22 protein-coding genes and 32 tRNA genes are annotated in these 26,142 nt (G+C 50.1%); 40 read left to right on the top strand and 14 right to left on the bottom strand.

Translation table 11 applies throughout. The features are described from left to right. Positions 1-32 precede the first annotated feature (32 nt). The 4 genes from ACN4EK_RS24120 to ACN4EK_RS24105 all read left to right on the top strand — a co-directional run bounded on the left by ACN4EK_RS24120 (position 33) and on the right by ACN4EK_RS24105 (position 5,472). Entirely contained in the window at positions 33-3,398 is a 3,366-nt protein-coding gene (locus ACN4EK_RS24120) for a DUF499 domain-containing protein (protein WP_431660828.1), read from the top strand. Positions 3,399-3,585: 187 nt separating this feature from the next. Further along, positions 3,586-4,266 carry a tyrosine-type recombinase/integrase gene (locus tag ACN4EK_RS24115; RefSeq protein ID WP_431660827.1) on the top strand — a complete coding sequence of 227 codons (681 nt, stop codon included), beginning with the start codon at positions 3,586-3,588 and terminating at the stop codon, positions 4,264-4,266. Positions 4,267-4,442: 176 nt separating this feature from the next. After that, positions 4,443-5,060: a hypothetical protein gene (locus ACN4EK_RS24110; protein ID WP_431660826.1), complete on the top strand. Its 618-nt coding sequence runs from the start codon at positions 4,443-4,445 to the stop codon at positions 5,058-5,060. 178 nt (positions 5,061-5,238) lie between these two features. Continuing rightward, positions 5,239-5,472, top strand: a complete 234-nt coding sequence (locus ACN4EK_RS24105) for a tautomerase family protein (protein WP_431660825.1) — start codon at positions 5,239-5,241, stop codon at positions 5,470-5,472. 19 nt (positions 5,473-5,491) lie between these two features. On the opposite strand, the gene ACN4EK_RS24100 is transcribed toward ACN4EK_RS24105, so the two are convergent. The 3 genes from ACN4EK_RS24100 to ACN4EK_RS24090 form a co-directional block, all read right to left on the bottom strand. Next, a complete protein-coding gene (locus tag ACN4EK_RS24100) occupies positions 5,492-7,195 on the bottom strand; it encodes a protein adenylyltransferase SelO (RefSeq protein ID WP_431660824.1) in 1,704 nt (567 codons plus the stop codon). A gap of 320 nt (positions 7,196-7,515) precedes the next feature. After that, entirely contained in the window at positions 7,516-7,668 is a 153-nt protein-coding gene (locus ACN4EK_RS24095) for a hypothetical protein (RefSeq protein WP_431660823.1), read from the bottom strand. A gap of 72 nt (positions 7,669-7,740) precedes the next feature. Next, positions 7,741-7,917, bottom strand: coding sequence for a hypothetical protein (locus ACN4EK_RS24090; RefSeq protein WP_431660822.1), 177 nt, complete (start codon positions 7,915-7,917; stop codon positions 7,741-7,743). A gap of 99 nt (positions 7,918-8,016) precedes the next feature. Here ACN4EK_RS24090 and ACN4EK_RS24085 point away from each other — a divergent pair, with 99 nt between their 5' ends. The 35 genes from ACN4EK_RS24085 (at position 8,017) to ACN4EK_RS23915 (ending at position 12,433) form a co-directional block, all read left to right on the top strand. Next, on the top strand, positions 8,017-8,256 hold the full coding sequence (locus ACN4EK_RS24085) for a hypothetical protein (RefSeq protein ID WP_431660821.1): 240 nt from the start codon (positions 8,017-8,019) through the stop codon (positions 8,254-8,256). Positions 8,257-8,331: 75 nt separating this feature from the next. Next, entirely contained in the window at positions 8,332-8,883 is a 552-nt protein-coding gene (locus ACN4EK_RS24080; RefSeq protein WP_431660820.1) for an HNH endonuclease, read from the top strand. Positions 8,884-8,910: 27 nt separating this feature from the next. Then, entirely contained in the window at positions 8,911-9,297 is a 387-nt protein-coding gene (locus ACN4EK_RS24075; protein WP_431660819.1) for an alr0857 family protein, read from the top strand. A gap of 193 nt (positions 9,298-9,490) precedes the next feature. Next, positions 9,491-9,566, top strand: a tRNA-Asp gene (locus tag ACN4EK_RS24070). A 6-nt stretch (positions 9,567-9,572) separates the two neighbouring features. Continuing rightward, positions 9,573-9,649: transfer RNA gene (locus tag ACN4EK_RS24065), tRNA-Glu, on the top strand. Positions 9,650-9,651: 2 nt separating this feature from the next. Then, positions 9,652-9,725: transfer RNA gene (locus ACN4EK_RS24060), tRNA-Arg, on the top strand. 90 nt (positions 9,726-9,815) lie between these two features. Next, a tRNA-Cys gene (locus ACN4EK_RS24055) sits at positions 9,816-9,891 on the top strand. Positions 9,892-9,896: 5 nt separating this feature from the next. Further along, positions 9,897-9,971: transfer RNA gene (locus ACN4EK_RS24050), tRNA-Ile, on the top strand. Between the two features lie 2 nt (positions 9,972-9,973). Continuing rightward, positions 9,974-10,044, top strand: a tRNA-Trp gene (locus ACN4EK_RS24045). A 30-nt stretch (positions 10,045-10,074) separates the two neighbouring features. Next, positions 10,075-10,139: transfer RNA gene (locus ACN4EK_RS24040), tRNA-Tyr, on the top strand. 32 nt (positions 10,140-10,171) lie between these two features. Then, positions 10,172-10,248, top strand: a tRNA-Glu gene (locus tag ACN4EK_RS24035). 9 nt (positions 10,249-10,257) lie between these two features. Next, positions 10,258-10,341, top strand: a tRNA-Tyr gene (locus ACN4EK_RS24030). A 108-nt stretch (positions 10,342-10,449) separates the two neighbouring features. Next, positions 10,450-10,527, top strand: a tRNA-Arg gene (locus tag ACN4EK_RS24025). A 5-nt stretch (positions 10,528-10,532) separates the two neighbouring features. After that, positions 10,533-10,615: transfer RNA gene (locus ACN4EK_RS24020), tRNA-OTHER, on the top strand. Positions 10,616-10,620: 5 nt separating this feature from the next. Next, positions 10,621-10,693 (top strand) — tRNA-Phe (locus ACN4EK_RS24015). A 5-nt stretch (positions 10,694-10,698) separates the two neighbouring features. Beyond that, positions 10,699-10,773, top strand: a tRNA-Asn gene (locus ACN4EK_RS24010). Positions 10,774-10,778: 5 nt separating this feature from the next. Then, a tRNA-Gln gene (locus tag ACN4EK_RS24005) sits at positions 10,779-10,855 on the top strand. A 6-nt stretch (positions 10,856-10,861) separates the two neighbouring features. Continuing rightward, positions 10,862-10,934: transfer RNA gene (locus ACN4EK_RS24000), tRNA-Gln, on the top strand. Between the two features lie 52 nt (positions 10,935-10,986). After that, positions 10,987-11,063, top strand: a tRNA-Leu gene (locus tag ACN4EK_RS23995). A gap of 5 nt (positions 11,064-11,068) precedes the next feature. Continuing rightward, positions 11,069-11,145 (top strand) — tRNA-Leu (locus tag ACN4EK_RS23990). Between the two features lie 5 nt (positions 11,146-11,150). Beyond that, positions 11,151-11,226 (top strand) — tRNA-Pro (locus ACN4EK_RS23985). 3 nt (positions 11,227-11,229) lie between these two features. Continuing rightward, positions 11,230-11,303 (top strand) — tRNA-Leu (locus tag ACN4EK_RS23980). Positions 11,304-11,308: 5 nt separating this feature from the next. Further along, positions 11,309-11,384: transfer RNA gene (locus ACN4EK_RS23975), tRNA-Leu, on the top strand. An 84-nt stretch (positions 11,385-11,468) separates the two neighbouring features. Then, positions 11,469-11,543: transfer RNA gene (locus ACN4EK_RS23970), tRNA-Pro, on the top strand. Positions 11,544-11,546: 3 nt separating this feature from the next. Next, positions 11,547-11,622, top strand: a tRNA-Lys gene (locus ACN4EK_RS23965). Positions 11,623-11,629: 7 nt separating this feature from the next. Then, positions 11,630-11,705: transfer RNA gene (locus tag ACN4EK_RS23960), tRNA-Lys, on the top strand. A gap of 3 nt (positions 11,706-11,708) precedes the next feature. Further along, positions 11,709-11,782: transfer RNA gene (locus ACN4EK_RS23955), tRNA-Leu, on the top strand. A 2-nt stretch (positions 11,783-11,784) separates the two neighbouring features. After that, positions 11,785-11,855, top strand: a tRNA-Met gene (locus ACN4EK_RS23950). A 9-nt stretch (positions 11,856-11,864) separates the two neighbouring features. Beyond that, positions 11,865-11,939 (top strand) — tRNA-Thr (locus ACN4EK_RS23945). 4 nt (positions 11,940-11,943) lie between these two features. Next, positions 11,944-12,015: transfer RNA gene (locus ACN4EK_RS23940), tRNA-Gly, on the top strand. 23 nt (positions 12,016-12,038) lie between these two features. Beyond that, positions 12,039-12,110 (top strand) — tRNA-Gly (locus ACN4EK_RS23935). A gap of 5 nt (positions 12,111-12,115) precedes the next feature. Next, positions 12,116-12,190 (top strand) — tRNA-Val (locus tag ACN4EK_RS23930). Positions 12,191-12,195: 5 nt separating this feature from the next. Next, a tRNA-Arg gene (locus tag ACN4EK_RS23925) sits at positions 12,196-12,272 on the top strand. A 5-nt stretch (positions 12,273-12,277) separates the two neighbouring features. Then, positions 12,278-12,354: transfer RNA gene (locus ACN4EK_RS23920), tRNA-Ala, on the top strand. 2 nt (positions 12,355-12,356) lie between these two features. After that, a tRNA-His gene (locus tag ACN4EK_RS23915) sits at positions 12,357-12,433 on the top strand. Positions 12,434-12,479: 46 nt separating this feature from the next. Here ACN4EK_RS23915 and ACN4EK_RS23910 read toward each other — a convergent pair. The 5 genes from ACN4EK_RS23910 to ACN4EK_RS23890 all read right to left on the bottom strand — a co-directional run bounded on the left by ACN4EK_RS23910 (position 12,480) and on the right by ACN4EK_RS23890 (position 18,654). Then, positions 12,480-13,049 (bottom strand): protein NO VEIN domain-containing protein, encoded by a 570-nt coding sequence (locus tag ACN4EK_RS23910; protein WP_431660818.1) that lies wholly within the window; start codon positions 13,047-13,049, stop codon positions 12,480-12,482. Then, positions 13,015-15,075, bottom strand: coding sequence for a Tn3 family transposase (locus tag ACN4EK_RS23905; RefSeq protein WP_431660817.1), 2,061 nt, complete (start codon positions 15,073-15,075; stop codon positions 13,015-13,017). The genes ACN4EK_RS23910 and ACN4EK_RS23905 overlap by 35 nt, the downstream gene beginning before the upstream one ends. A gap of 166 nt (positions 15,076-15,241) precedes the next feature. Further along, entirely contained in the window at positions 15,242-16,006 is a 765-nt protein-coding gene (istB, locus tag ACN4EK_RS23900) for an IS21-like element helper ATPase IstB (RefSeq protein WP_431656493.1), read from the bottom strand. 24 nt (positions 16,007-16,030) lie between these two features. Further along, a complete protein-coding gene (gene istA / locus ACN4EK_RS23895) occupies positions 16,031-17,578 on the bottom strand; it encodes an IS21 family transposase (protein WP_431656492.1) in 1,548 nt (515 codons plus the stop codon). A 134-nt stretch (positions 17,579-17,712) separates the two neighbouring features. Then, positions 17,713-18,654: a DUF4158 domain-containing protein gene (locus tag ACN4EK_RS23890; protein WP_431660816.1), complete on the bottom strand. Its 942-nt coding sequence runs from the start codon at positions 18,652-18,654 to the stop codon at positions 17,713-17,715. Between the two features lie 100 nt (positions 18,655-18,754). On the opposite strand from ACN4EK_RS23890, the gene ACN4EK_RS23885 reads away from it, so the two are divergent. After that, positions 18,755-19,351, top strand: coding sequence for a tyrosine-type recombinase/integrase (locus ACN4EK_RS23885; protein WP_431656548.1), 597 nt, complete (start codon positions 18,755-18,757; stop codon positions 19,349-19,351). 457 nt (positions 19,352-19,808) lie between these two features. Here ACN4EK_RS23885 and ACN4EK_RS23880 read toward each other — a convergent pair whose 3' ends face one another. From ACN4EK_RS23880 to ACN4EK_RS23855, 6 genes are all read right to left on the bottom strand, one after another. After that, the gene (locus ACN4EK_RS23880) at positions 19,809-20,342 is read right to left on the bottom strand and encodes a hypothetical protein (protein WP_431660815.1); all 534 of its coding nucleotides are present in this window, start codon (positions 20,340-20,342) and stop codon (positions 19,809-19,811) included. A 29-nt stretch (positions 20,343-20,371) separates the two neighbouring features. Beyond that, on the bottom strand, positions 20,372-20,914 hold the full coding sequence (locus ACN4EK_RS23875; RefSeq protein WP_431660814.1) for a hypothetical protein: 543 nt from the start codon (positions 20,912-20,914) through the stop codon (positions 20,372-20,374). Positions 20,915-20,991: 77 nt separating this feature from the next. Then, entirely contained in the window at positions 20,992-21,477 is a 486-nt protein-coding gene (locus tag ACN4EK_RS23870; protein ID WP_431660813.1) for a hypothetical protein, read from the bottom strand. A gap of 27 nt (positions 21,478-21,504) precedes the next feature. Next, positions 21,505-21,996 (bottom strand): hypothetical protein, encoded by a 492-nt coding sequence (locus tag ACN4EK_RS23865; protein WP_431660812.1) that lies wholly within the window; start codon positions 21,994-21,996, stop codon positions 21,505-21,507. Beyond that, a complete protein-coding gene (locus ACN4EK_RS23860; protein WP_431660811.1) occupies positions 21,989-22,381 on the bottom strand; it encodes a hypothetical protein in 393 nt (130 codons plus the stop codon). Before ACN4EK_RS23860 ends, ACN4EK_RS23865 begins: the two co-directional genes overlap by 8 nt. A gap of 191 nt (positions 22,382-22,572) precedes the next feature. Beyond that, positions 22,573-25,998 (bottom strand): plasmid replication protein, CyRepA1 family, encoded by a 3,426-nt coding sequence (locus ACN4EK_RS23855; RefSeq protein ID WP_431660810.1) that lies wholly within the window; start codon positions 25,996-25,998, stop codon positions 22,573-22,575. Positions 25,999-26,142: the final 144 nt, after the last annotated feature.

The following is a 26,142-nucleotide window of genomic DNA, read 5'->3' as shown; positions in this document are numbered from 1 at the left end:
AGGATCTTAATTAACCTAACCCGTAAACACATATGAGCAAAACAGCATGGAAACCGTGGCATCAGGTCGTTGAGCTTCAAGATGAGTTGAAGCTGGGCGAATTAACGCAGGCAATCTTTGCCGCTGACTTATGTGACGTAGTGCTGCAACGAGGTAAGCGTCAACTTCACGAAGATCCTGCTCAATTTTTCGAACTCACCTATCCAACTCAAAACTTGCTAGATCTTGCAAAAGATGTGTTGTGGCGATTAGCAGGGCGCACTCCAAAAGCGGTTCGCCAGCTAGAACTTACCTATGGTGGTGGTAAAACTCATGCCCTAATCACTCTTTATCATCTAGTGCATCAGCCCACTAGCTTGCCCGATCATATTGCCGCAGTTCAAGAATTTAAGGCTCATATCGGTATTGACCTCCCTCAAGCTAGGATCTCTACACTCACCTTCGATCGTCTAGATACAGTACGTGGTTTGGAGGTAAAAGCACCAGATGGCAGCATTCGTCGTTTTCTCTATCCATGGACGGTGCTGGCATTTCAACTTAGTGGACAGCGAGGCTTAGAACTCCTCGGTATGACAGACGATACTGAGCGCGAAACTCCACCACTCACGAATGTTCTGGAAGATGTTTTGAGTTTGCCCGAGCAAGAAGGGTTGTCCAGCTTGATTTTGATTGATGAAGTGCTGATGTGGGCGCGCACTAAAGCTGGTGAGAATGAAGTATGGCGCGGGCGATTGCAAGATTTCTTTCAGTGCTTAACCCAGGCTGCTGTACGAGTTGACCGCTGTGCAATCGTTGCTTCCCTACTGGCAGCGGATCCCAAAAAGAATGATCCGTTAGGCAAAAAGATTGCTAGTGAACTCTATGCCGTTTTTCGTCGGGAGGGAGAGGCAGGGATATTACCCGTGGCAAAAGACGATGTTGCTAACATTTTGCGTCGTCAACTCTTTAAAGCTGAGTCCATTCGCGATACCAGTAAATTCCGCCCTCAAGTCCTTGCTGCTTTGCAAGGTATTTATACTTTCGACGAAGAGACTCGCAAGGAAGGTAGCACTGCCGAGGAGCGTTTCCTCAAAAGCTATCCCTTCCACCCTGACCTGACTGAGGTGTTTTACACCAAATGGACACAGTTAGAAAGCTTTCAGCGAGCGCGAGGTGTACTGCGAACATTTGCAATGGCACTCCAAGACGCCGTTCATTGGGACAATTGCCCTCTTATCGGCACCAATGTTTTTCTAGGAGCACCGCGTAATCTCGGCGATCCGCCTCGACCTGGACTCTCAGATGCTGCTACTGAACTGACTGGAATTGCCAGTTCGGATGAATACGAAGGCAAAAAGATTGACTGGTCAGGAATTCTGGAAGGAGAGCTTACCAAAGCACAAGATATTCAGTTTGAGGCAGTTGGCATTGAGCATCGAGAAGTTGAACAAGCTGTTTTCGCCACCTTTCTACACTCGCAACCCATTGGTCAACAGGCAAAAGCTCTAACCCAGGAAGTTTTTATTTTAGTTGGGCAGACCAAACCCGATCGCATTGATCTGCAGAAGGCTCTGCTGCGGTGGAAAAAAGTTTCCTGGTTTTTGGATGAAGACCTTCTACAGGAAGTGGAAGCTGTTTCTGATACCTCTGAATCCTTACCAAAAGCATGGCGGCTTGGTCCAAAACCAAACTTGACTCAAATGCATGATGTTGCCTGTAGGCGGGTAACTGATTTAATTGAGCCAAGACTGATTAGTGAAATTGGGAAATTGAAAACGTTAACGGCTGGCGCAAGTGGTGCTGGAATCAAAGTTCATACACTTCCTCCTCATCCCAAAGATATTTCAGACGATGACGAATTCCATTTCGCGATTCTTGGACCTAAAGCTGCTTCGTTGCCGAATCGTCCTAGTCCTGAAGCTAAACGGTTCATTGAGGAAACGACTGGTGCTGACAAGCCGAGAGTTCACCGAAACGGAATTATTCTGGCAGTCCCTTCACCAGACGGACTTGAAGCTGCGAGAGAAGCAATTCGTCAGTATATAGGTTGGGAAGAAGTTAGAACTCAACTACAAAATAGTACTGATCAGGAACTAGATTCAATTCGCCTTCAGCGATTAAACAAATTCATTGACGATTCTCGGAAGGAGATTGCAGGTGCAATTCAACAAGCCTATTCAATTGTCATTACGGTTTCTGATAAAAATGAAATTCAAGCATTTAAAGTTACCGTTGGTGACGATAACTTATTCAATCTGATCAAGCAAGATACTCGATCGCGCATCAAGGATACAGCTATTAACGCTGAATCTCTAGTTCCAGGTGGTCCTTACGATCTATGGCGCGAAGAAGACCCAGCCCGTCGAGTGAAAGATTTAGTTGGGGCGTTTGCTCAATTTCCTCGACTGCCCAAAATGCTTAACAGCAAAGCCATCCTCGACACATTAGTAACAGGTTGTGAAGAAGGACTTTTTGTCCTGCAATTGACACGCCCTGATCGTTCCCTTCGTACCTTCTGGCGAGAAACTCCTGATGACGCAGCTTTAAAGGATTCCAGTTTAGAAGTTGTGTTGCCGGAGAAGGCAACTCTAGCTGCGATCTCGCCAGCCCTTCTACTACCTGGGAAACTACCTGAACTCTGGCAAAACGCAGTTCTGTCTTTAGAAGAGCTATACCACTACTTCTCTGGCGTACAAGAAATTCAAATTCAACGTGATGGTTATACTGAACCTGCTTTCATTCCCAAAGCAGCTCCCGAAGTAGTGAACGAAGCCATCGCCTCAGCGGTAAAAATGGGCAAACTATGGCTGACCTCTGGTCCTGCCAGTATCTTATCTGAACCTGTTCCAGCTGGCTTACTTACTACTAGTGCTCAACTTCAGCTTCCACCTCAATCTATCAGCATACTCGACATCTTGCCGACAAACCTTCCAGACTCCTGGAATGAAGGAATTACAACTGCATTAGCCCTTTCTGCTGCTCTTTCCCACAAATTTGGTCAAACTCTTCCCTGGTCAATTATTCGAGATGTCATTGATGGTGCTTGTAAAGCACAGCTTTTAGAACGTACACCGGATTCAGGTTCTTGGCCCTGCGATTATGGTGGTGCTGGAGCTATCAAGTTAAGGCTACCCGATTCATCTAGCTCACCTTCACTTCCTACTGTCACTCCTAACGTTGCGGATCCTGCACCCCCAGCGTATGAGTCAAGGATGCGAGTAGCAGAAGCAGTGCTACAACCAAACCAGCTCCAGGATCTTGCCGATCAAATTGGAGACATCGCCAAGGTTGCTGTGGGGTTGAACCCAAAATTTACCATCCGCATTGAACTGGGTGAATCAGTACAACCCTCTGACGAGGTCATCGACAAGATTAATCAACTGTTGAAGGATGTTTCGGATGATCTGCAATTTCAGTAGAACACCAAACAGACGCTTTACCCCATTTGAATATGGAAGTTCACTTAAAAGTAGAACGATAAGTTTTGCTTAAGCTAGTTTGATTTTAGAAACCGTATCAACGGAGGAATAGGTATTTGAGGTGGATACATTAACTTTTGATGATTTCCTAATGTAGAATTGGCTGAACACCCGTACTGCTTCAGCCGTGAAAATCAACCGCCACGACCAAGCCAAGATCTTGTCAGCGCAGGAGATTGCTTGGCTGTTTGACGGAAAACTGGGGTTGGTTTCAGATCTGAAGCTATTGCGGCTGCTGGTTTGGTTCGAGGGAGTGAAAGGGATGGAGGCGATCGCCTCCCTGTCGTTGCTCTCTTATATAGAAGGATTGCCGACCGGTCGCGATCGGGCGTTGTTTGGCATCTGCCTCTACACGACTGCGCGGGTCAACGAGGCATGTTCGTTGCATACTGCTGATGTGTATGGGGCAGATGGGCGGGTGCGCGATCGCATTACCTTCCGGCGAGCCACAACAAAGGGAAAGCAGGAGACACGATCCGTTCCGGTGTCGCCGGAGTTGAGGGAATTGTTGATGGGGTATCGGAGCGGTCGTCCCTACCTATTTCCAGGACGCTGGGGTAGAGGACATATTTGCCCGGAGTCTGCTGATGCAATTTTACGGGCAGCCTTTAAACGGTTAGGGATTGAGGGAGCCAGTACTCACAGCTTCCGGCGCACAGCAATTACCTGGATGCACAATGAGCGAGTCCCAATTAAGCATATTCAGTCGATCTCTGGACACAAGAGCCTGTCGGCGTTGCAGCGTTACATCGATGTGACCGAGAAGGATAAGGAGATGGCGATCGCCACGCTGAGTTTTCGATCGTAATGGTTTCTGCTGTCACTCTGGCAAAAAAGTCATCTGGATTGCACAAGGGAAACGCTTATTGGATAGCAGATGATTACGATTGCCCCTTGCTCTTGTAGTCCGGATGTCGAAAAACTGCCTACTTGCCTTAACCTCAGCGATAATGATGGATACAGCACAGGCATTCCGGGAAGCGTATGGCATACAGTGACTTCACCCTGCAAAAACTCAAGAAGGACTTTGGCTTACAGGTCGATGAGCAGCGCGACCTGTTTGCATCCGTTGAGCCTGTTGCGGGCAGTGACCTGTTGAATGATACGCTTCAAGAAACTGTGCAGTTGGCGATCGCGATCAATACCGAGAAGGCGCGATCGGAGATGATTATTACCCCTGTGTTACTAGAAGTGCGACGGCAGGCGAAGGGGCAGGTCAGCCTGTTTTCAGGCACAGAATTTAATGTAGATGAGACGAAAGGGTTGGTCGGCTACTGCGATTACATTCTCAGCCGCTCAAAAGAGCAACTCACCATCAATGCGCCTATCATTCTCATTACGGAAGCCAAAAACGAAAACATTAAAGCTGGCTTGGGGCAGTGTATTGCAGGTATGGTTGCCGCCCAGCAGTTTAACCAGCGGGAAGGGCAGGCAATTGACGCAATCTATGGAGCTGTAACCACCGGCGAAATCTGGAAATTCCTGAGACTGATAGGTACAACGGCTTCCATTGACCTGACCGACTACTACATCTCGCCCAATCTCAACAAAATCCTCGGCATTCTGGTTCATAGCTTGGGGTTACCGGTTCCTGCACTCTAGCTTTCTGCATTTCTTCGAAAACAGTGCGTCGTAGCCCCACATCCTCAACCAGATGAGAAAGGATGCAGTAGAGTGTGATCCTTACGCAGTAATTGTCGGCTCGTCCCCGGTCATGAGAATGACCTCCGCATCCAATGGCTTTAAACTTTGTTCAGCAAAGCACTGAAGGAGAAAAACAATGCCTCATATCAGCATCAAGCTTTATCCCGGCAGGTCGGAACAGCAGAAGGTTCGGTTTGTCGAGCAAATTGTGAAAGATGCGATGTCAATTCTCGAAAGCAGCGAAGACTCGATTTCGGTCGCGATCGAAGAAATCAACCCAGAGGCTTGGGTAGAGACAGTCTATAAACCAGAAATCTTGAACAACCCAGAGAATCTCTACAAAAAGCCAGGCTATAACCCACTGGAATAGAAGTAGACGGCTTCGACTTTTAAGATGAACAGCTATAGTGCGACACGCCACCCGTGTTAAAAAACGCCTGAGGTCTTAGACGATAGTATTTATCTTCTACGTCTTGTGATTGCTCATCATAGGGATAGCTAAAGACTTCTTGCAACTCTTTAACTAACGTATAGTCACCCTGCATGGCTTGTTGGTAGGCAGGGGCAATCAACCACTCTCGCCATGTGTATTTGGGGTTCGTCTGTTTCATCTTTGTGGATATCTCAGCCAAATTGCCGTCCTTAATGACGAGGTCGCGCCAGCTTTTTAGCCAAGATTTCCATTGTTCATCGAGTTGTGGTGAAGTTTCAACGTAGAAGCTTTTTTTCAATGCTGAAATATCATCTGGTATATGGGATAACTCGCGGAAGAAAATGGTGTAATCAACCTCTGAGTCAGTCATTAACTGCATTAATTTTTCAAATAGCTGTGGGTGATATTCAGTCAAGCCAAGTTTGTCTGCCCACATCTTTTGGATTTGTGTTTGCATGGCTTCTGAAAAGCCGCGACCTACCTGGTCGAACTGTTCTAACGCTTCAGCATCTTCTGTCAGTAGCAGTCTCACTGCTTTCCAAAACATGTAATAATTTGCTTCTGCTGCAATGGGCTGATTGAAGAATGAAAAGTGCTCACCGCCACCCGTCCAAGGTTGAAACCAAGGGTCAAATTTTTCACAAAATCCAAAGGGTCCATAGTCTAGGGTAAAGCCTCCAGCCGCGCAGTTGTCACTGTTAAAATTACCCTGGCAATAACCAACCCGTAGCCAATTAGCTACCAGGGTCGTGAGACGCTGGCGAAATAGCTTAGCCAACTCAACTAATTGATCGGCAAAACCGAGGCTTTGATTAATGTCGCTTTTGTACTCTCGCTCAATTAAGTGCGACACGATCATGCTCAACTCTTCTAATGCTTTTGGATGAGCATTGCTGCGAGTGCGGCGGGCAAATAACTCTAGCTGACCCACCCGCAAAAAGGAGGGTGCAACGCGAGTTGAAATGGCCACAGCATTGTCAACCAAAACATCAGGGTCAATCGAGTCGGAGTCTTGAGAATACCAAGGCCGGGTAACAGTCTCAGATTTAGAAACATACAGGGTCAAAGAGCGCGATGTGGGCACACCTAACGCTTGCATATAGTCTTGCGCTAGAAACTCGCGCACACTTGATCGGAGGACAGCGCGCCCGTCAGCACCCCGGCAATAAGGCGTTGGGCCACCCCCTTTCAATTGCATTTCCCAGCGCTGTCCATTGATGATTCCTTCAAATACAGATATCGCTCGCCCATCGCCATAACCATTACCCGTACCAAATGGACATTGTCGGGTATATTCGGTGCCATAAATCGACAGGGCATAACCCGTTGCCCAGCCCACCTGACGCATCGGCTCATGGGCAGCAGAGAGATCACCAGAAAATACACGGCGAAATTTTTCATTCAGCGCTAGTCCATCGCTCAACCCAAGTTCCTTAAAAAAAGTGCGGCTATGAGCGACATATTCTGGGTCTGCAATCGGCGTGGGTGTCACAGGTACGAAATGACCAGAAAAAACCTGGCGGGGCCGGTGATCATCACCATCGACCGTGGCATCAGGATCGGCATTTAAGGTATCCATCAGAGAATAATCCGCCAATTGAACAAACTCATCGAAGGTTGTTACGCAAGGCTCAGCAGAGGGTTTAGATGGATATGACATTGTTGCTAGCGCCGATACTGTCGGGAAGGATTCGTGTTTAATTGAGGACTTTGCAGAGGCTAACACATTAAATGTGAAGCTTTCCAGACTAAACCGACTGATTAGTGGGGGTAATTGAAGCAGACACCTTGAATTCCTTGGGTACTACCGGAGGAATCTGCTCATCTGAGCTTCAGCGCTACAAATAACCGAATAGCTGCCTGCCCAGCAAACAGTTAATGCTTTCATTTCGGTCGCCGCAAACCTGATCCAGTAAAGCTTTGATGCCTATACGATAAATTTTTCACGGTATCTCGGCTCAATGCCTGTTACTGGAAGCACTATTTATCGATCGCCATACTGAGAGCAATAATCTCCTCGTTTGTTGTTAACCCTAACAGCATCTCTTGCTGTGGTTGAGTCCGCTGCCCTGTAATGGCACATTGCTCTTCTTGTTGAGAGACTGCCCTAAACGTCGCTCGAATATCCGACATGGATAACAGTGGAGGATGAGAGGGCGATCGCCTATCTTCAACCGAGTACGATTCTCGTTCCGAGAGGCTACGCTAACGCACCTCATCCGACACCATCTGCTGATCCACAAACTGCCAAAGGACTTCTCGAATCAGGGTTTGATAGCCCTGTTCCCCAGAAATCTGCCGCAATCGCTCTTTCAATTCGGGTTCCATTCGGATACTCGTCACCTGCATTTCCGAAGTGTTACCCCGTTTGCGTGTATCCATAACCGAACATCCTAAATTTCAATTCCCGGGTGGACAATCTAATACTACAAGTGTAGTATGTAAGCATTCGACCTTGTAACACAAATACTACAATCTTCCATGATACGCATCCTTCACGCCACCTTAAGCAGCGCCATGCAGTGCCGACCTCAACACGGTCTAGGCAGAGCAGCGGCGCTGTTTGCGTTTGAGGGAACGTATTGGTTTAGCGGCGGTAAATCCGTCAGCGAAGGCATTGATAGCACAATTCCTGCGGAACGCTCCGCGAACGCCGGACGACTCAATCCGGATCAACTCACTAGCAGCGGGAGGTGCAGGGCAATCCTGACACCGACATAGGGAAAAGCATATCTATTTCCCCAACCCCCGCTCCTGGTCATCAGAGGCGGGGGTTATTTTTTGAGGAGAAAACTGATGCAGACCGAGCAGCGACAGAAAATTCCAATACTCCAGAACCATGTGGTGGTGTTCTCTAAGAACTACTTGCCCCTGGCACGGATCAACATTAAGCGGGCGATCGTGCTCCTGGTTACCGGACAGGCAGAGACCCTGGAGTTCAGTAGCACCCAGCAATGGGAAGTACGCTCTCCCAGTGTCGTACTACAAATTCCTAACCACATCCGGTTGACCAGTGGCAATCCAGAACGGCACTGGAAGGTTCCTCCGGTAAATCGTCGGGAAATCTTTCGCCGCGACAACTATACCTGTCAGTACTGCGGCAACACCAGGCACCTGACGCTAGATCACGTCATTCCCCGATCAAAGGGTGGAACCCATACCTGGGACAACGTAGTGACCGCCTGCGAGAAGTGCAATTCATGCAAAGGCGATCGCCTTCTGCATGAAACCGGGATGGTACTCCAAACCAAACCCAAAGCACCAATGCATCCTGCGTTAGCGCAGCTTTCCGCAGGAATCGCCTTCGCTGAGCAGTTCTGGAAAGAACAGCAGCCTATTGAACCCTGACCTCAAGCTAGAAAGGAGGCACGACCAATGTTGAAGCTGAATTACACCGACGTTGGGCTGTACATGGAGCGAACCATGACCAACCCCGAACTGTTGATTGCCCAGCGAGTCCTCCTGGCAATGCGGTTAGGGCAAACGCTCCATGTTGAACCCGGTTGTGCCTCCTTTCTGCTGCCTGCTGATATTCCTCAACTGAAAGTGCTGGAGATGGCACTGCATCAGGACTATGGCTCAGCAGTCACTCTCATTGCTGTAGACGAGGAGTTTGTGGAAGTCGGACTCAGTGGAAGCTGGATTGCCGAGGACAAGGACGCTCACGAAGGGATGTTCCTGGCAGTGATGAGCGATCGCGCTGAATTCCTGATTTACAAACTGTGGCGGATGAGTGAAGCCCGCATTTCCTCCCTGGCGTAAGGGGGAAAACCAGTAGGAGAGGGCGATACGACCATTTCTTTCTCGATCGCCCTCCTACTTAAGAAAAAAAGTTGTAGTACGGGGTTGACATTTTGTAGCACGTTTGTAGTATAACTGTAGTATCAACACTACAACCTCTCACAAAGGCGCTGTAGTCACCCTTCTGAACCTAGACAATTGAATCGCCACCTTTGGGGGTGTAGCTTAGCCCGGTTAAAAGCGTCGGTTTGTCGAACCGAAGATCGTGGGTTCAAATCCCATCACCCTCGCCTTGTAGCATCGTGGACGAATAGAGAAGCCGCCGTGCCTCTCAAGCATGGAGAAGCGGGTGCAACTCCCGTCGATGCTCCCAATGAGGATGTAACTCAGATGGACAGAGTGCTTGTTTCCGAGACAAGTGGTCACAGGTTCAAACCCTGTCATCCTCGCTCGTGGGAACGGATTGGCATCACTTGCTCCGAAACCAACAAACGGACGGTTGCAGGATTGGGGTTCAATTCCCCTCGTTTCCACCAAATCTCCAGGTCGCCAAGTGGAAAGGCGTTGGTCTGCAAAACCGACTACTCGTGGGTTCGATTCCCACCCTGGAGTCCAATCATTGCAGCGTAGCTTAATGGCAAAGCCCCAAGCTCATAACTTGGTCATTGCGGGTTCAACTCCCGCCGCTGCAACCAATGCACAGATGGTGTAACGGCAACATCGCGGTCTCCAAAACCGTTGTTCGAGGTTCAAATCCTCGTCTGTGCGTTGTCGTGCCCTAATCGAAAAAGCTTACATACTCGCCTAATGGTAAGGCAACTGTTCGTAAAACAGTCCATTGCAGGTTCAAATCCTGTGTGTGAACAACAGCTTTTTCAACTTGCACGGCATACCTGGTGCAGAAGCGAAGTGGTCGAGCGGCACGTCTTTCAAGCGTGTGATTAACGGGTTCAAGTCCCGTCTGCACTGCCAATTCAACATAGGTCGGCTCGCCTACTGGTGTGGGCAACGGTCTGTAAAACCGCCGCGATCGCATTGCTGGTTCAATTCCAGCCCGACCTACCAACGGTTTGATTGACAACAGTATGGAGAGTAAATCGATCAGGCGATCGGCGCTGTTTGCTAAACAGATGGATGAACAATTGTGGTTCGACTCCACTGCTCTCCGCCTTTGAGAACGTGGTGTAACTGGATAAACACATCGGTCTACGAAACCGAAGAGTGAAGGTTCAACTCCTTCCGTTCTCGCCAATGATGGAGGGCACCGCTGAATGGTCGGCAACTGGTCTTGAAAACCAGGGTAGTCCTTGGGCTAGGGGTTCGATTCCTCTGCTCTCCGCTTGTGGGAAGTTGGTGAAGCTGGTGCTCACGTGCCGCTGAAGACGGCGAGATGGCAGTTCGATCCTGTCACTTCCCACTCATTGCCCCATAGCTCAATGGCGGAGCGGGCGGCCGTTAACCGCACGGTTGCAAGTTCGACTCTTGCTGGGGCAGCCATTCATTGCCGAGTGGACGACATGGAAAGTCGCTGTGACTCTGAATCACGGAGATGCTGGTTCGACCCCAGCCTCGGCATCCAATTCAATGCCCTGTGGTGTAACTGGCAACATCCCGCTCTTTGAAAGCGAAGATTCCAGGTTCAAACCCTGGCGGGGCAGTTGGGAGGTAAACAGTCGCCTGGGTCAATCCCCTGTATTCCTCCCATTTCTCACTCCTGTAGCCCAATTGGAAGAGGCGGCTGTCTCAAAAACAGTCACGTGCGGGTTCGACTCCCGCCAGGAGTACCAACTCTGCTCCTGTAGCCCAACCGGAAGAGGTGCTGGTCTTAGAAACCAGAGGTTGTGGGTTCAAATCCCACCAGCAGTACCAAGTATCGGGATGTAATTCAGTGGTCAGAAGCCTTGGTTTGGGACCAAGGAGTCGTGGGTTCAAATCCTACCATCCCGACCATTTGCCCTTGTGACGGAACTGGCAGACGTGCTGGCTTCAGAGACCAGATTTTGTGGGTTCGACTCCCACCAAGGGTACTGATGCTCCTGTGGCGGAAGGGAAGACGCTCTAGACCGAGGATCTAGGTTTTGTGGGTTCGATTCCCACCGGGAGTACCAAGCACCGAAGGCGAAAGTGATCGACGCGCCCACCCGATAAGTGGGTAATTAGCAAGTTTGAGTCTTGCTCGGTGTACCAAATATCTGAGTGTAGTGCAGTGGCAGCACGTCGGTTCGGGGAACCGGAGGTCGTAGGTTCAATCCCTACCACTCAGACCATTCGGGTCGTTAGCTCAACGGTTAGAGTGGCTGCCTTTTAAGCAGACAGATCAGAGTTCAAATCTCTGGCGACCCACCAATGCTTCGGGTTGTTAGCTCAGTTGGTAGAGCAGCCGCCTCTTAAGCGGAAGTGCATAGGTTCAAACCCTATACAACCCACCAAATGCCCCTGTGACGCAATTGGCAGACGTATCCGGCTTAAACCCGGATTGTTGCGAGTTCGACTCTCGCCGGGGGTATAGCGGGGATAGAGCAAGAGCGGCTCGGCAGTCTCATAAGCTGCGATCGGTGAGTGCAACTCTCACCCCCGCATCCACTCACGCTGGTGTGGCTCAACGGCAGAGCAATCGCCTTGTAAGCGATGGGTTGCAGGTTCAACTCCTGTCACCAGCCCCAGAATGCGATCGTGGTGCAGCGGCAAGCACCTCTGGCTTCCACCCAGAAGACACGAGTTCGAGTCTCGTCGATCGCTCTGAACCAGCAATGGTTCTGCCTGCGATTGTGATGTAACGGCTAGCATCTGAGTCTGCCAGTCTCAGCGTATGGGTTCGAGTCCCATCGATCGCTCTCGTAGTCCTGTAGCTCAATGGTGGAGCGGGTTCCTTACAAGAACAGGGTTGCAGGTTCAAATCCTGCCAGGACTACCAATGATGGGCGTGTCGCCTAAGGGATAAGGGCATCGGTCTTCTAAACCGACTCGTATAGGTTCGACTCCTATCACGCCTGCCAAACATGGGTCTGTAGCTTAACTGGGAAAGCGTCTGCCTTGCAAGCAGAAAGATGTCGGTTCAACTCCGACCAGAATCCACCAATGGTGCTTAAAGTCGAAGCGGTCGAGACACCAGCCTGTGAAGCTGGCTATTAGCGGGTTCGAGTCCCGTTAGGCACCCTTAAGATGATGAACAACTGAATAAATGGAATCAGGAATACGATCGCCTACGCAATCCGAGCAACAAACTGTACTGGACTCAGATTGCAGATGTGATTCAATGCGCCTGTAAGGGTGAATAGCCGTGGATCATCCCGGAATCGAAACACACGGTATAGATGGTAATGATCGCTGTAATTCTGGGAGATCATTACCTCATTCTGGGAAACGAAGAAGGGGACTTGCTTACCATAGGCAGTTGTCTTGACTTCGATGAAGCGATCGCGCCCATCTGCATCAAACGATCGAACATCAAAACCAGCCCCATCTCCCTCGGTCACAGCAATGTGTTCTACGCGGTCTGCAAGGCTTTCTTGCCCCAATCGGATGAGCCGTGCCCGTTCAAAATTAAGCACAAATTCTTCGCCAGCCCTACCAAGGGAGGCATTACGAGCTTCTCGTTCCAGATAATTGATGGGAGGACGGACACGACGCGATGGTTCTGATCGCTCTGCGGTTGGCGCAGGTGTGTAGGGTTCAGGAGGAGAATCACGCCTTTGTATAGCAATGGAGAAATTTTGGTCGCTAAGGCTGAAAGTCAGACTAGCGTAGACTTCTAAACGGTCTTTCCTTGCCAATGTGCTCTATCTCGAAGTGATACTTCCCGTAAACATTGATATGACCATGACGGGTAGGCCATAGATGCATGAGATGTTCATCCTTTACCACTTGCCCCTGCTGCCGAAGTTGCTGCACCACCTTTTCCATGTACACAGTGTTCCAAATGATGATCGCGTTTGTGACCAAGTTGAGGCAGCCCACCTGATTGCGAAGCTGTTCATCGGTCTGCCCCCGAACTTCCCCCTGGTTGGCGTAATAGAGGTGAGATCGCAAACTATGTAAAGCTTCCCCTTTATTCAGTTGTCGATTGATTCTGCGACGGTTGGTTTCGTCGGCATACCAGCGCAAAATGTGAATGGTCTTAATCAACCTGCCATACTCTTGCAAAGCACGGGTTAACGGATGCTGTCGTGGATAGGCTTGCAGCTTTTGCACAATTAACGACGCTGTGACCCGTCCTGTTTTGAGAGACCCTGCTAACCGTAGCATTTCATCCCAATGGGGCAAAATACGCTCTTTGTGGATGACGCTTTGCAGATGGCTCTTCAGTTTTGGGTAGGCATCTAACTGGATCTGACTGGTGCGATACAGTTCCTGGTCAGCCAGATCGCGAATGCGAGGCGAGAACTGTAACCCCAACAAGTCAAACAGCGCAAAGATCAGTTCGGTGTAGCCTGCTGTATCGGTCGTGTGTTCCAAAATGGGCAGTTCCGTTTCGTTATTGAGAATCTCATCGAGAACATAGGTTGCGTCTCGCAGTGTGGTTGGAACTGGCTTGGAGCCGTATTGGGAAAACTGGTCGCTAGTCCAGCTATAAAAGGTGATGCCTTTACCGTACCCAAAGTAGCGGGGGAGTGCTCTCGCCTGACGCACAGAGCCGCGCACTGGAAAGCGTTGCCCATCTGAGGACGATAGCATCCCACCACCCCACAAACGGCTCAAGGGCAACTGATAGTGGTAATTAACCAGGGCGGTATTTGCGTTTCGCAGCGTTTCATCTCGGATATACCAGGTGTTACACCAACTCAGTTGTCTGTACCCCAGATTGGCAGAGGTTGCCATTTGCTGTAAATCCAGATTGCAAGCTTGCGCCAGAAGACAGCTATAGAGGTGCAGCAACAAATTGGTATCCCGGCGGTGGGGACTCTGCAAATGCTCAAAAGCATCGGAAAAGTGGGTCCAGGAATCAACCTCGACTAACAAGTCCGTGATGTCCAGAGTCGGGAGTCGGTTCGTGATCAGATAGGTCAGTTGATTGAGTTCGGCAGTTCGCTCCTCTGCCTCAAAAGGACTCAAAACCAGCTTGTCCTTTTCCTCTCGCAGATCCCCTTCGGCTTCATTTAACAACGCCTCTACTTGCTCAATCAGGCGAAGCAGTTCAGCCTCTCGTTCCGTCAGACGAACAGTTGCATCAATCGGAGTGCCCAGTAAACTAACTGTTTCTTGTCGTTGCTTTTGCCATTCTTCTTTGGACATGAAGTAGCTTTCCAGGGTGCTGAAGCGGCGACTATGGCTGAGATAGATATCGCCTGAACGCAGGTGTTGCCGTAGTATCCATAGGGCAGCAAGTTCGTAGTAGCGACGGTTAAAGCCCTCTGCGTCAATGACATACGAACGCCAGGTATCCGGGATAAACTCAGTAGGAGTCGTATCTGGCAGTTTGCGACGAATTCCAGCATGGATCTCGCGAACCAGGTCGAGGGCTTGTAACAATCCTTGATCCTTGCTGCGACTGTGGAACTGCAAGGTGGACAGGAAGTGACTGGAGAATCGGCGAATGCGCGGATAGAACTTACCAAAGTAATCGACGTAGGCATCATTTTCGGGACGAATCAGTTGTTTCGTTTCGCCCAATGCAGTTTCCAGTTTTGCTGGTGTGATGTACTCAAACGCAGTTGTCCTAACCTTTTGGTCATCGACTTCTGCATCTAGCAAAATCTGTCCGATTTGATGCAACGTTTTCAACTTTTCATTGATCGTTTTTGTTGCTTGTAAGCGATCTGCCTCAAAGGTTCGCTTTGCTTCGTTGTGCAATTCCTGCATATTCTCATCACTTCGGCAGGGTCAACTCAGTGACTTCGGCACTGGATTCTCACCCAACTTCGGCAGGGTTAATTTCGTCTGCTTCGGCCGGTCAATTTGTTGTAGATCAGATCGCATGTGAGATCACCTTTGCTCCAAACGATAACATGATCCCTCTCTGGCTGAATTAGGCGATGGCATATTCAGCCGTATCGGGTTGAACCGAACTGGTTAACTTTCGCATCGACTCTCCTTTGAGAGACAGTCTCAGCGCATCGTGAACAATGCGGTCGAGCATAGCATCAGCCAGGGTGGGGTCTTGGATTTGTTGATGCCACTGAGAAACGGGGAGTTGGGTCGCAAACAAACAAGCCGCTTTGCGATAGCGTTCGTCCAACAGATCGAGTAGATCGCGTGCCTGTTCCTGGGAGAGAGGATCGCGCAACCAGTCATCGAGGATGAGCAGGTTGAAGGTGGCTAATTGTCGTTTCCACTTAGGCAATGATCCATCTGCTTTGGCAAGTTTTAATTCCAACAAGAGGTCTGCGGTTCTGAAGTAGCGCACACTGTGTCCCTGCTGACAGAAGGCGTCTGCCAACACCGAAGCCAGGAAGGTTTTGCCCACACCTGTGGGTCCGACAAGGATCAATTGAAGGTGTTGGTGTAACCATTGTCCCTGTGCCAACTCCAGAAACTTCACCTTGCTCAAGCCACGAGCGACGTTAAAGTCAATGTCATTCAAACTGGCAGTGGTCGTCAGTTGAGCTTGCTTGATGCGGCGTTGCAACCGTTGCTGGGCACGTCGCCAGTGCTCACGTTCCACCAACAGTGCTAGTCGTTCATCGAAACTGAGATCGTGATAAGTGCTGCTGGTCTGTTGCTCACTCCAGGCTTCGAGCATCCCGACCAGGCGCAAGGCTTTGAGTTGTTCAATCGTAGACGGATTCATCATGAGAATTGATCCAATGAGAAATAGTTAGGAATAGTACTGAGCACCCCGGACGTTTGCATGTTCAACAACCGGAACGACTGGATTGTCATCCGCCAAGGGTTCTTTGTCCAACTGGGTTTGCAGCATGGAGCGGATGCGACGCAAACTGACAATGCCAAACACATTCGCCCGATGACAAGCCGCTTCCAGCCGCGCCGTGCCATACTGCGTTGCTAGAGACTGCAAACCTCGCACGGTACGAAACGCCTGCTCTTCATGGTCTTTGCGTTCAAACATTGCCTCCACCTGGCTTGTCGTGTGGCGTCCGACCTGTTGCGCCCAGGCTAAAAAGCGTTCTTTCGACTGGCGTTTGTAGGCCCAATGTTCAGGCGGCATATGGTCGGGTAGCGTCGTGTGGCGATGGGGCAGGCGGCAGCGTTCGTGGGCAGCAATCCGCTTGCCATCGTGAAAGATTTCGACCATTTGCTCAGACACCTTGACTCGCACTTCGTGCTGCACAAACCAATAGGGGACGGAGTAATAGTGCTTTTCGACCTCAATGTGATAGTCCAGGTTGACCTTCGCTGTCTTCCAGTGGGCAAACGTGAAGGGTTGAACCGGTAAAGGAGAGAGGGCAGGTTGGTCTACTTGCTCAAACAATACCCGTCGCGACACCCCATAACCGGGCATCGTCCGCTCATTTAACGCCTTCAGCCTCTGGGCAATAGCAGCATTAAGGTCGCTCAGTGTGCTGAATTGCTCGTGCCGCAACGGTGCCAGCACTTGTCGTTCTACCTCCTGCACTGCCTTTTCGACCTTGGCTTTGTCACGCGGTTTGTACGGTCGAGCCGGAATAATGGCGACCCCATAGTGCTCGGCGAACTCCTGGTAACTCGGATTAATGCCCGGTTCATACCGACAAGGGTCGGTGACCCCGGACTTGAGGTTATCCGGCACAATGCACTGCGGCACACCACCGAAAAACGCTAGTGCCCGCTGGTGCGACCCAATCCAGTGCGGTAATTCCTGCGTAGGTGTAGCTTCGGCGTAGGTGTAGTTGCTCGCTCCCAAACAGGCGACAAAGATTTGGGCTGCCATCACTTGTCCGGTTTCCTTGTCCTGCATGGGCACCGTCAGCCCGCAGTAGTCCACAAATAGCTTGTCACCTCCCTTGTACACCTGCCGCATCGACAACTGGTGCCGCACCCGCCACTGGTTGTACCAGCGGCAAAAAGTGGCGTAGCTACAGTTCCATTGTCCTTTGTCCAGTCCCTCCTGCCACAGCAGAGCTAGCGTCACGCCTTTATGCTGTAATTGGGCATCTACCGCACTAAAGTCAATCGGTTCCGCCCGCTGTTCGGGGTTCTGTCTTCCTTTGCCCAGCGCCGCTTGCGCCTCACTGTCACTCAACTGGGTCAACTCGGTATAACTCAGGTTCTTGGCAGTGGCGCGACGAATGTAATCTTGCACGGTTGAGCGTGCCACCGCACAGCTTTGGGCGATCTGGCACTGGCTATAGCCCAGATCGTGAAGTCGCAAGATCTCTCGAAATTTTGCCACAGGCAGTAATCCTCCTTGTTGCTTCCGTTTCATATCCCCGCTACCTCCGCTTGTCGTTGACAGCGAGTGTAAAGGGGGTGCCGAAGTTTGTGAGAATTACCTGCCGAAGTTCGTTGGGAATGGGGTGCCGAGGTTTGTGAGAATCACCCGCCGAAGTTCAGTGAGAATCACCTGCCGAACTTTGTGCGATTTTGCAATTCCCATAGCCGTTGGTCAAACATCTCAATGAGATCATCGACAAAGTTGTAAAGAGACTGTTTCAGGAAAGCAATTAAAACAGGATAACGTCTGAATTGTGGTGCTCGTTTCAGGTATTGATTTGTCGCTCTAGCACCGATCTTTGCCAGGTAGTTGACGCGATTGGGGTTGAGCATATTGAGGTTCCAAGCTCCCACCCCCTGTTGTTGAAGAAAATCAATCTTCTCAAGGGTTTCGAGGATTTGCCTGGTATTGTTACCAGTGGGGGTCCGCTGCAACCAGGACAAGCGTGTTCGCTTTAATTCATCATCCACTTCCAATAAGTTGTCTAAAAACTGGCACTGTTCCTGTTTGAGCAATGGTTGCAATGCTTGATAAATTGCTTCTTGGGCTTGTTGGCGAGCCGTTGCCACCATCTTCTCAAGACGGGTTGTACCAATCCGAATCATCTTGTGCTGCTGAAGGTACTGACAGGTCAGTTCAAAAAGAAGCATGGGTTTGTCGTGTTCTAAAGCCCGTTCTAACAGCCATTGTTCCAACGCCAGCAGATCCAGTGGGGATGCACGACGATAACCTAAAAGGACTTGCACCTGCCGTTGATGATTGCGTTGCGTGCTGGTTCGTTTACCATAAAGAGAGAAGGCATCAGCAGACACCTGTAGTTGCACAGCGACATACTCAATTACAGAGGCAGGAAGCTGTGACAACTGTTCTGGGAAGAATCCCAGATAGCGTAAGCAGCACAAAAACAGGGCAAACCCCAGGCGATTATGATCACCGCGTAGTCTTAAAATGGCACGGTGGTCGTCTGGAGATAACCAAAAGAAGCGGTCTAAATCGGTCTGTGTGATCTCTTGCGGAAAGCGATTTAAGCGATCATGATCTGAGTCAGAGAGAAACTGAACAGGCATGGGATAGACTCATCAAACTGTCCCACTATTGTTCGTATCTGGGACAGTCTGTGTCTAGAGAAGTCCGAAAAACAACGGTTTCAGGAGGGGGAAAGCAAGGATGCCAACCATCGAAAATGGGACAGTTCCTCCCAAGATGTTGCCTCATGCCCAAAAGCGCCCACGTGAGTATCTCACTACCGCAGAAGTTGAGGAGTTGATTTTAGTTGCCAAGAAGCGGGGACGGTATGGGCAGCGGGATGCCACGATGATTCTCTTAGCCTATCGACATGGGTTACGGGTGAGTGAACTCTGTTCACTGCGCTGGGAGCAAGTAGACTTTGAGGTGGGGCTATTGCATGTGCGCCGCGTCAAGCATGGCATCCCCAGTGTGCATCCTCTCCGAGCACCTGAACTGCGAGCACTGCGTCAGTTGCAACGGGAATCATCCCCATCTCCCTACCTGTTTGTGACAGAGCGTGGCAGTCCCATGACTGCTGCCGGATTCCGCAAAATCCTGACCCGTGTGGCTCAACTGTCATCTCTACCCTTTTCAGTTCACCCTCACATGCTCAGGCACGCTTGTGGGTATAAGTTGGTGAATGACGGGCACGATACGCGATCCATTCAGCACTATCTGGGACACAAGAATATTCAGCACACGGTGCGCTATACCGAGCTTGCAGACAGTTGTTTTCAGGAGTTTTGGCAAGACTAACTTCCTTAGCGACCAAAATTTCTCCATTGCTATACAAAGGCGAATCAAGCCGAGACAGCAAATCCTCTACGGTCGGGATGGTAGCAGGTTCTTCCACGGCCTGCTGCACAATTGCGCTAAAGCTTGAATCCAAACTGATGCGATCGGCGACAACCTCATAAAGTAGGGATTGATAATTACCCAACGGCTTGTAGCCAAAGATGTAGGGGTAGCCAAACTCCATCAGGATTGCACTGATATTTTGGTGTTTTCGCTCAACGGCTCCTTCCGATCGCCCGTTGAGAAGTTGGATAAGGTTCCGTCGATGTGCCGCTTTGTTGTAAGGCTCCCGTCGTAATTCCAGGGAGAGCATGGTGAAGTAGTCTGCAACAACAGCCTTGACTTCCGCTTGTGACCACTCCCCCGGCACGTCATCTTTCCTTTGAACTGAGAAATTGAACCTTCAATGCCGCAAAGCTCATACCGCCGTTGTTACAGACTGTGTTTTTCCTGCGCTCAACACCCGTGATGAGATGGAGTGCGATGCGGCTTCCGCCATTGCCTGCCAGTCTTCCTGGGTGAACATTCCCGCCAACAGTGACACGGCTTGCTTCCCGGTCGATGGGTTCATATTTCCCGGCTCATCACTTTCTGCCAGGAGCTTATCAATCGTTGCAAGTTGAGTTTCATTTGGATTCGCTAAATGATGACGAATTAACCGCCGGGCGATCGCATAGGTATCGTCGAACCCCGCCCCCAAATCCCAAGATTCCATCCACTTCCGCAAAGCAGTAAAGAGAATTGACTGGACTTTCATGTGTTGCCGCAACTGCTGGTTTTGCTCACTCGTAAGCGCAGCAACAGCCTGGCTATACTCCCTCATCGGCAACCCTGCTTCTACTTGCACCCCGTCCTCAACTTGAGCAGACTCGCGCAACCATGCCTCGTTGTTGCACAAATCCATCAAGTCTCCGCTTTGGGCGTATTGGGCAGCGAGGGTGGGATCATCCATTGAAAAATTTCCTAGAAATTAGGGCAAACTTAGCGCCGGAGCACACCGTATTCAAAGTATACCAAGCCCTCCTTGTCCGGGTCTGGATCATACTCCGGCATTTGGTTGCGACGATAAAATTCTTCTGACTTGGGTAAAGAGTGAAGCCCAACTCGACCGCCATAGCCCAATTCCAAGCTGCGCTGCCGCGCAAACAGCAAAAGGGTTCGTCCTACTCCCCGTAAGTAGGGTGGGTCTTCCAAGCGCCGACGGTTCCAGGGAGCCACAGCCAATGCTTCAACATAGACCAATGGGTAACGCTGGGGAAGTTGCGATCGATGCCACTGGGTCTCAAGAAACATCAGTCCCTGGGTCAGACTATCCACTTCAATTGCGTAAGCTTCATACCGGGACTCCTGATTGCCTTGCCGTAGCTTGTAGTCCCAACTCCAATAGCTATCAGGTTGCTCGGTTGCCCTCAAAACACCTTTCCAGATTGTCTCGAAGTCCTCTAAGTGACGATCGCTCATGCTACAGAGTAGTCCAGCTACGGTGTCTCCTGTCCCACTTAGCAGTTGAATCGATCGTTGCATTCCCAGAAATTAAAGTGATGGTTCGGAACGTTGCGGGCAATGGTATCTCCAGGAGAGTATCTCATGCTGCTGCTACATCAGTTCTCCAAGGAATCAAATAACTCTGGATATTGGTCAGCAAAAATGACCTTGCCGGGCACCTGCCGATGTTGCCCGTTCATGAAGACATGTCGCCAATGTTCATTGTTATCCTGAAAGGCATCTACGCGAGGATTACAACTGTAGTCAAGAAAAGGGGCGATCGCATCGAATAACACGCTCTCATCTCCCTCTTTGTCGCACCGATACTCCACAATCTCAATACTGCCGTCTGATTGCTGTACACTCCCTAAAGACCACTCCTGCAACGCATCCATTAAAGTCGCAAAACTTCCAGTAGACGGAAGTTGACCACCTCGATAGCATTTTCTCATCGTCTTAGTTGTGTGGTCGTAGATCGTTGCTGTACCCATTCGTTCAACCATTTCAGGTTGATGCAGATAATGAATTGCTGCTAGAGCTGCCGTAACTTGAGATGCAGGAATACGAACATTGTGAAATGAATAGTAAATCAAATATCCCATCGATTTATCCCCCGATTCAATCGCTGGTTAATCCCACCACATCGCAATAATAGGCGCGCAAATTGATCTTTCTTTCCATTGGTCAATTTGTTGAGACATCTTCTCCTCCCCTAAAACTTCAATTAAAGTTGTCAGGTGCCCTAAAAGTTTTGCTAAACGAGTTCTGTCATAGATTTCACAATCATCCACTTGCCACTGTTTTGCCAGGTCTAGCAGCGCGGGGACACAATCATCTTCCGCACTCTGGATGTATAACACATCATTTTTAAACAGCCGATCATCCTGCGCGTAAACGAGCATCTCTAAAAGCCGGGTGATTGGAGCTTCGTTGGTTTTCTGATAAAAATCCAGGTCAAAGACCAACCACCCTAACCAAAATTTCTTCCAAAGCTGTGGATATGCATAGAGATCCCGGACAATCGGTTCTGGCTCAAAACTGTTGAAGCGACGTTTGAGCAGTAACGCTGTCCATAAATCCTGCGTTGTGGCATCTCGCAGTGACCGTTCAGGGTTATACATTTGACTCAAATGCCGCAAAAATGGAGGGACGCTCAATCACAAACCACTCGTGGTAAACAATGGCAATGAAGAAGTTTTCTAAGCGATCGCACACAGCTAAGAAACCGGAATCATCCCAGTCCTGACCATAGGTTATATCTTGCAAAAATAACGTCAATGAACAGCCATCAACACTCAAAATTTGACGCAAAATAGTAACGTTAGAATGATGCTCCACATCAATCGGCAACAGCACATGGTGTTCCCCAACGGATAAGAATTCAGGGTTGCTGTATCGCAAGACTGCCTCCCAGGTTTCGGGACCCTCATGCTTCTCCAAAATGCTATCCCAACGAACAGACTTAATTTTTTCCAGCGTTGCCTTAGGGATGTCAGCAAGATTCATTTCCATCATCCAAGAGGTTGCACGTTATGTGAAATGGAGATGATTGTTATCCACGTTAGCAGGTTAGTTCAAATGTATCATTATTCGTAGAAAAAATCTGGCAGTTCAGGAAATGTCAACAGAAGTCTTGTTTTGAAAGTGTTTCAAGCTCTTGCTTCTCCTAAATCATCTGTAGACCAGCCCGAAGAGAGTCAAGCAAATCCCTCTTCACTGACCAAGATCAGCTCGTCCAGAGGCACTATACACTCCTCTTTCGTTTGAGGATGCTTGAGTAGAGCTGTAACTCCCTCCAGGCGCTTGACAACCCAGCAGCAAGTTTGCCGTAACCGTTTTACTAAGCTACCAGCCTCGATACTTGGCATCTCGCAAATACGGTCTCCGCCCCCTCTCCCATTTACCTCATCTGGTCTAAAGGATCTGCCCCCCCGTCCTTCTGTCACTTGGGGTGTTTCTTTTAACAGCCTTTCAGTTCGTTCTGCACTATCTAACGATTGATTTGTAATAGATATATCAAGGGGTGGATCAGGAGTGGTGTCTGTAACCGGAACTGAGGACATTAATCCTTCCTGACTTGAGCGAGCGAGACTGTCTCGTTGTTGCCACTGGGCAAAGATAGCGTCTCGCCCATCCTCAAGGGGTTGGTACTGATAGATTCTGGCTCCTCCCCGTCGTCCGTTTGCTGCGACATCTCGTCCGACACAGGTCAACTTCAACCCCAGTTTTCCGAGTAATGCTTGCACCACCTCAATCGGGGTCATCTTCTCGGAAATAGTGAGGTTAAGGACGGCTTTGATGTCGTGGCTAAACTGAACAGCTCGGTGACGGAGTTGCTCAACATCCGAATCGATCGCACGAACCTGTCGCCCATGGTCTAGAAGGTTGAGGACTCCCAGAACTTTGAAGGTTTCAACCTGGGCGGTCAGCAAGCGCACGTCTTGTAAAGCAATCTTTCCATCGCCGCGATCGAGGTGCCCCTTCCACTCTTTGAGATCCCGCAACCGAACGAATTCTGGGTCATGGGTTAGATAGTAGTGCAGCCGCAGCTGGGCATACCAGCCTTCATCGTCTTTGATCTTTAGCTCTGGCGTAATCGGGACTGAGTAGCGGCGCTGCAATTCATGTTTGTGTTGGGCATGGCGTTCGTCTGCGGTCTTCGCCCGCTGGTCTTTGAGTTGCTCATATTCTGTTGTGCTGAGCATAGGAGCAAGGGCGATCGCCTGCGCCTCACTGAAGCGGCTGGCTTCCTGAATTCCTTTAATGTTCTGAGTGACCAGTTCTGCAACGATCTCGTTATGCTGCCATTGCAGATACTCAACGCCGGGGAATTGCAGCACTCCCTTCAGTAAATCTTCTTTTAATGCCTGGGCGATCGACTTGGCTCCAAACATCTCAGCAAGTTCGGTGCAAAGCGATTGAAACTCCGGCGGCAGCAGTTTCAGTAAATCATCGGTAACAGTTGTAACCTGGTGCCCTTCCATCACCAAGCCATTGCGGAACTCGCTGCGGTAGCTCCATAGGGACACATTGACGCGCGCTGCCATTTTTGCCCAGCTGCGGAGGGTAATGGGGTCAGTCTGGGCATCAATGTCAAAATCCACTTCCTTGAGCAGGGTGATGTTGTACTTCACAGCTTTAGTCGTGGAGTGAATCACGTCCTGATAGCTGCAACTGCCATTGCCGACCTTGCCCGGACCAAATCGGGCTGCCCAAATGAACCGAGGCACTGACTCTCGTACTCGTGCTAAAGCTTGCCGGGATTCCGCATCGGGGGTGACTCCCTGGAAAATGCCAAACACAGCTTTGAAATGACCGCGCACATCGATCGAAACACCGGTGCCGATCGTTGGAGTCGCCAGCACGATGTCATAGTTCAGAATGACCTGGTTCAGCCGTTCCACAATGCCGTAAGCCGGATGCTGGGGGTCAGCAACGCTTTCAGAGTCAATCCGAAGGATGCGCTTGTCGGGATAGCGAGATTGCAGGTAAGTTTCCAGGTTTTTAGAACTCCACCGACCGCTGACTTTTTGAGAATCCAACGCCACAAACACAGCTCCCTGCTGGATGAAGTCATCCATCCGCGCCACCAGGGAAGCAGGGTTTTTGGTGTCGTAGAACGAGACTGCCCATCCAGTTTCTGGCTTCCATTGGTTAACGACAATCCAGGGTTCGATCGGCTCTTCGACTAACCCCTTGAGATAATCAATGCTCACATCAGACAGGTCGGCATCTTGAGCAATGATCAGACCGCCACTGTTCAGAACTACCTGCACCAGTTCACGCAGGGTTTCAAGGATTTTGACGCGATGGTCGTAGCAGGTACTGGAGTTTAGGGCGTGCCACAAAACCTGCTCCACTTCATCGAGAATGACGATCGCCCCTTTCCAAAATTGAGGATTGAAGCGCGCTTGGGAGGTGGAGTGCAGCGAGTCGATGCAAAGCCCATAGCCCAATAATCCCTGGGTTTCTGACTCTTTCACCTCTTCAATCCAATCAATCCCAATGCTTTCACAGATAGCACGACCCAATTGAATCCGATGGGTCACGACCAAAACCTTTCGTCCCAAACTTGTGGCTTCTCGAATCAGGGACTGGAGTGCCGTGGTTTTGCCAGTGCCCTTCGCACTCTTAATGCAGGCTAGACCAGACGTGGGATAAGAAAGATTGCCCAAATAGGGTGAATCGAGGGTTAGCGATGGGATATAGGTGAGTGCCCATAATTTGGTTGCCAGCCAGAACTCCAGAGACAGGGCAGAGTCATAGAGGTCGGCAAAGGGCTGGACTCCTGCCACGATGAAATCATCGACCCCTTTCTGCGGTCCCGGAAGTGAGATGACGTTGACTACACACCCAGCGCGGTTCAGCAGCTTACCGAGCTTCGTTGTTGCCAGGTTAATGTCTTTGATGGTTTTGGGCTTGGTTTCGTAGTCGAAGCAGATGTAGACTGCGCGATCTGCTGTTGCAAAGTGCGCCAACTCTGGAATGAGCTTCTTGGTGTCTTTGCGATAACCGTTGAAAATCCCTGGCAGGGCGATCGCGGCATACCCCTGCGTCAACAAGCAACCCGCTTTCTTCTCCCCTTCTGTCAGAATGACGGGAACGAGGTATTTCCAGACCCAGTGCCAGAAACCTAAGGGGCGATCGCCATTAGCAATAGGAATGTTGTAGCGTCGAGCAACTTTGTCCCAGATATGTTGTGGAACATCGAGAAGCACAAGGCGACTGGAACCAGGCCCAAGACTGGGACTGAGGTATTTGGCAGGCTTCCCTTTCTCCCGATCCATGACAGGTGTGGCAGCATCAGGTTTGAAGCGTCCCCATTCCATGCGTTGCCAGTTGTTCAGGGGGTCAATTCCGCTGACCCACCAACCGCGTAGGTTAGAGCGGGTTTTCTGCCCAAATCGAGTAATTTTCCAGTTCAGTCGCTCGGCGATCGGGAATAGGCTATCTGAGTAGTCATTGGTTGCGGTGTCGGTGAGGGTTTCAACATTGAGCGCAATGATGCCAAGGTCAACGCCGCTGTCCAACCATTCCTGAACATGATCTGTTGCAGCTTGGTAGAGCCATGGATCAAGTTGAATAGCAATTGGAGGGCTGGTGGAGGCAAGGAACCCTGGCATTGGTCTTGTGCTCACTTTGAACTAAGGGCATTGGGGACATATTCTGCCAGAGATAATTAGCTGCCATTGGCAACCTGATCTATTACTCTATATTGATCAGGGTTGTAATCAAAGCTGAAAGACTTGCTACATAAGGCTTTTAGA

Origin of the sequence: Pantanalinema rosaneae CENA516, from assembly GCF_050753385.1 — a bacterium.
GTDB lineage: Bacteria > Cyanobacteriota > Cyanobacteriia > Leptolyngbyales > Leptolyngbyaceae > Pantanalinema > Pantanalinema rosaneae.
The sequence above is the reverse complement of the archived record's forward strand: the minus strand, read 5'-3'. Positions and strand labels throughout refer to the sequence as shown.

What these genes read in the sequence shown, in the direction of transcription:
- ACN4EK_RS24075 (WP_431660819.1), top strand. Translation starts at nt 8,911, where the DNA reads ATGTTGAAGCTGAATTACACCGACGTTGGGCTGTACATGGAGCGAACC.
- ACN4EK_RS24100 (WP_431660824.1), bottom strand. Translation starts at nt 7,195, where the DNA reads ATGTCATATCCATCTAAACCCTCTGCTGAGCCTTGCGTAACAACCTTC.
- ACN4EK_RS23870 (WP_431660813.1), bottom strand. Translation starts at nt 21,477, where the DNA reads ATGGGATATTTGATTTACTATTCATTTCACAATGTTCGTATTCCTGCA.
- ACN4EK_RS24090 (WP_431660822.1), bottom strand. Translation starts at nt 7,917, where the DNA reads ATGGATACACGCAAACGGGGTAACACTTCGGAAATGCAGGTGACGAGT.
- ACN4EK_RS23880 (WP_431660815.1), bottom strand. Translation starts at nt 20,342, where the DNA reads ATGGATGATCCCACCCTCGCTGCCCAATACGCCCAAAGCGGAGACTTG.
- ACN4EK_RS24085 (WP_431660821.1), top strand. Translation starts at nt 8,017, where the DNA reads ATGATACGCATCCTTCACGCCACCTTAAGCAGCGCCATGCAGTGCCGA.
- ACN4EK_RS23905 (WP_431660817.1), bottom strand. Translation starts at nt 15,075, where the DNA reads ATGCAGGAATTGCACAACGAAGCAAAGCGAACCTTTGAGGCAGATCGC.
- ACN4EK_RS24110 (WP_431660826.1), top strand. Translation starts at nt 4,443, where the DNA reads ATGGCATACAGTGACTTCACCCTGCAAAAACTCAAGAAGGACTTTGGC.
- istA (WP_431656492.1), bottom strand. Translation starts at nt 17,578, where the DNA reads ATGAAACGGAAGCAACAAGGAGGATTACTGCCTGTGGCAAAATTTCGA.
- ACN4EK_RS23875 (WP_431660814.1), bottom strand. Translation starts at nt 20,914, where the DNA reads ATGCAACGATCGATTCAACTGCTAAGTGGGACAGGAGACACCGTAGCT.
- ACN4EK_RS23865 (WP_431660812.1), bottom strand. Translation starts at nt 21,996, where the DNA reads ATGTATAACCCTGAACGGTCACTGCGAGATGCCACAACGCAGGATTTA.
- ACN4EK_RS23885 (WP_431656548.1), top strand. Translation starts at nt 18,755, where the DNA reads ATGCCAACCATCGAAAATGGGACAGTTCCTCCCAAGATGTTGCCTCAT.
- ACN4EK_RS23860 (WP_431660811.1), bottom strand. Translation starts at nt 22,381, where the DNA reads ATGAATCTTGCTGACATCCCTAAGGCAACGCTGGAAAAAATTAAGTCT.
- ACN4EK_RS23855 (WP_431660810.1), bottom strand. Translation starts at nt 25,998, where the DNA reads ATGCCAGGGTTCCTTGCCTCCACCAGCCCTCCAATTGCTATTCAACTT.
- ACN4EK_RS24120 (WP_431660828.1), top strand. Translation starts at nt 33, where the DNA reads ATGAGCAAAACAGCATGGAAACCGTGGCATCAGGTCGTTGAGCTTCAA.
- ACN4EK_RS23890 (WP_431660816.1), bottom strand. Translation starts at nt 18,654, where the DNA reads ATGCCTGTTCAGTTTCTCTCTGACTCAGATCATGATCGCTTAAATCGC.
- istB (WP_431656493.1), bottom strand. Translation starts at nt 16,006, where the DNA reads ATGATGAATCCGTCTACGATTGAACAACTCAAAGCCTTGCGCCTGGTC.
- ACN4EK_RS24095 (WP_431660823.1), bottom strand. Translation starts at nt 7,668, where the DNA reads ATGTCGGATATTCGAGCGACGTTTAGGGCAGTCTCTCAACAAGAAGAG.
- ACN4EK_RS24080 (WP_431660820.1), top strand. Translation starts at nt 8,332, where the DNA reads ATGCAGACCGAGCAGCGACAGAAAATTCCAATACTCCAGAACCATGTG.
- ACN4EK_RS24105 (WP_431660825.1), top strand. Translation starts at nt 5,239, where the DNA reads ATGCCTCATATCAGCATCAAGCTTTATCCCGGCAGGTCGGAACAGCAG.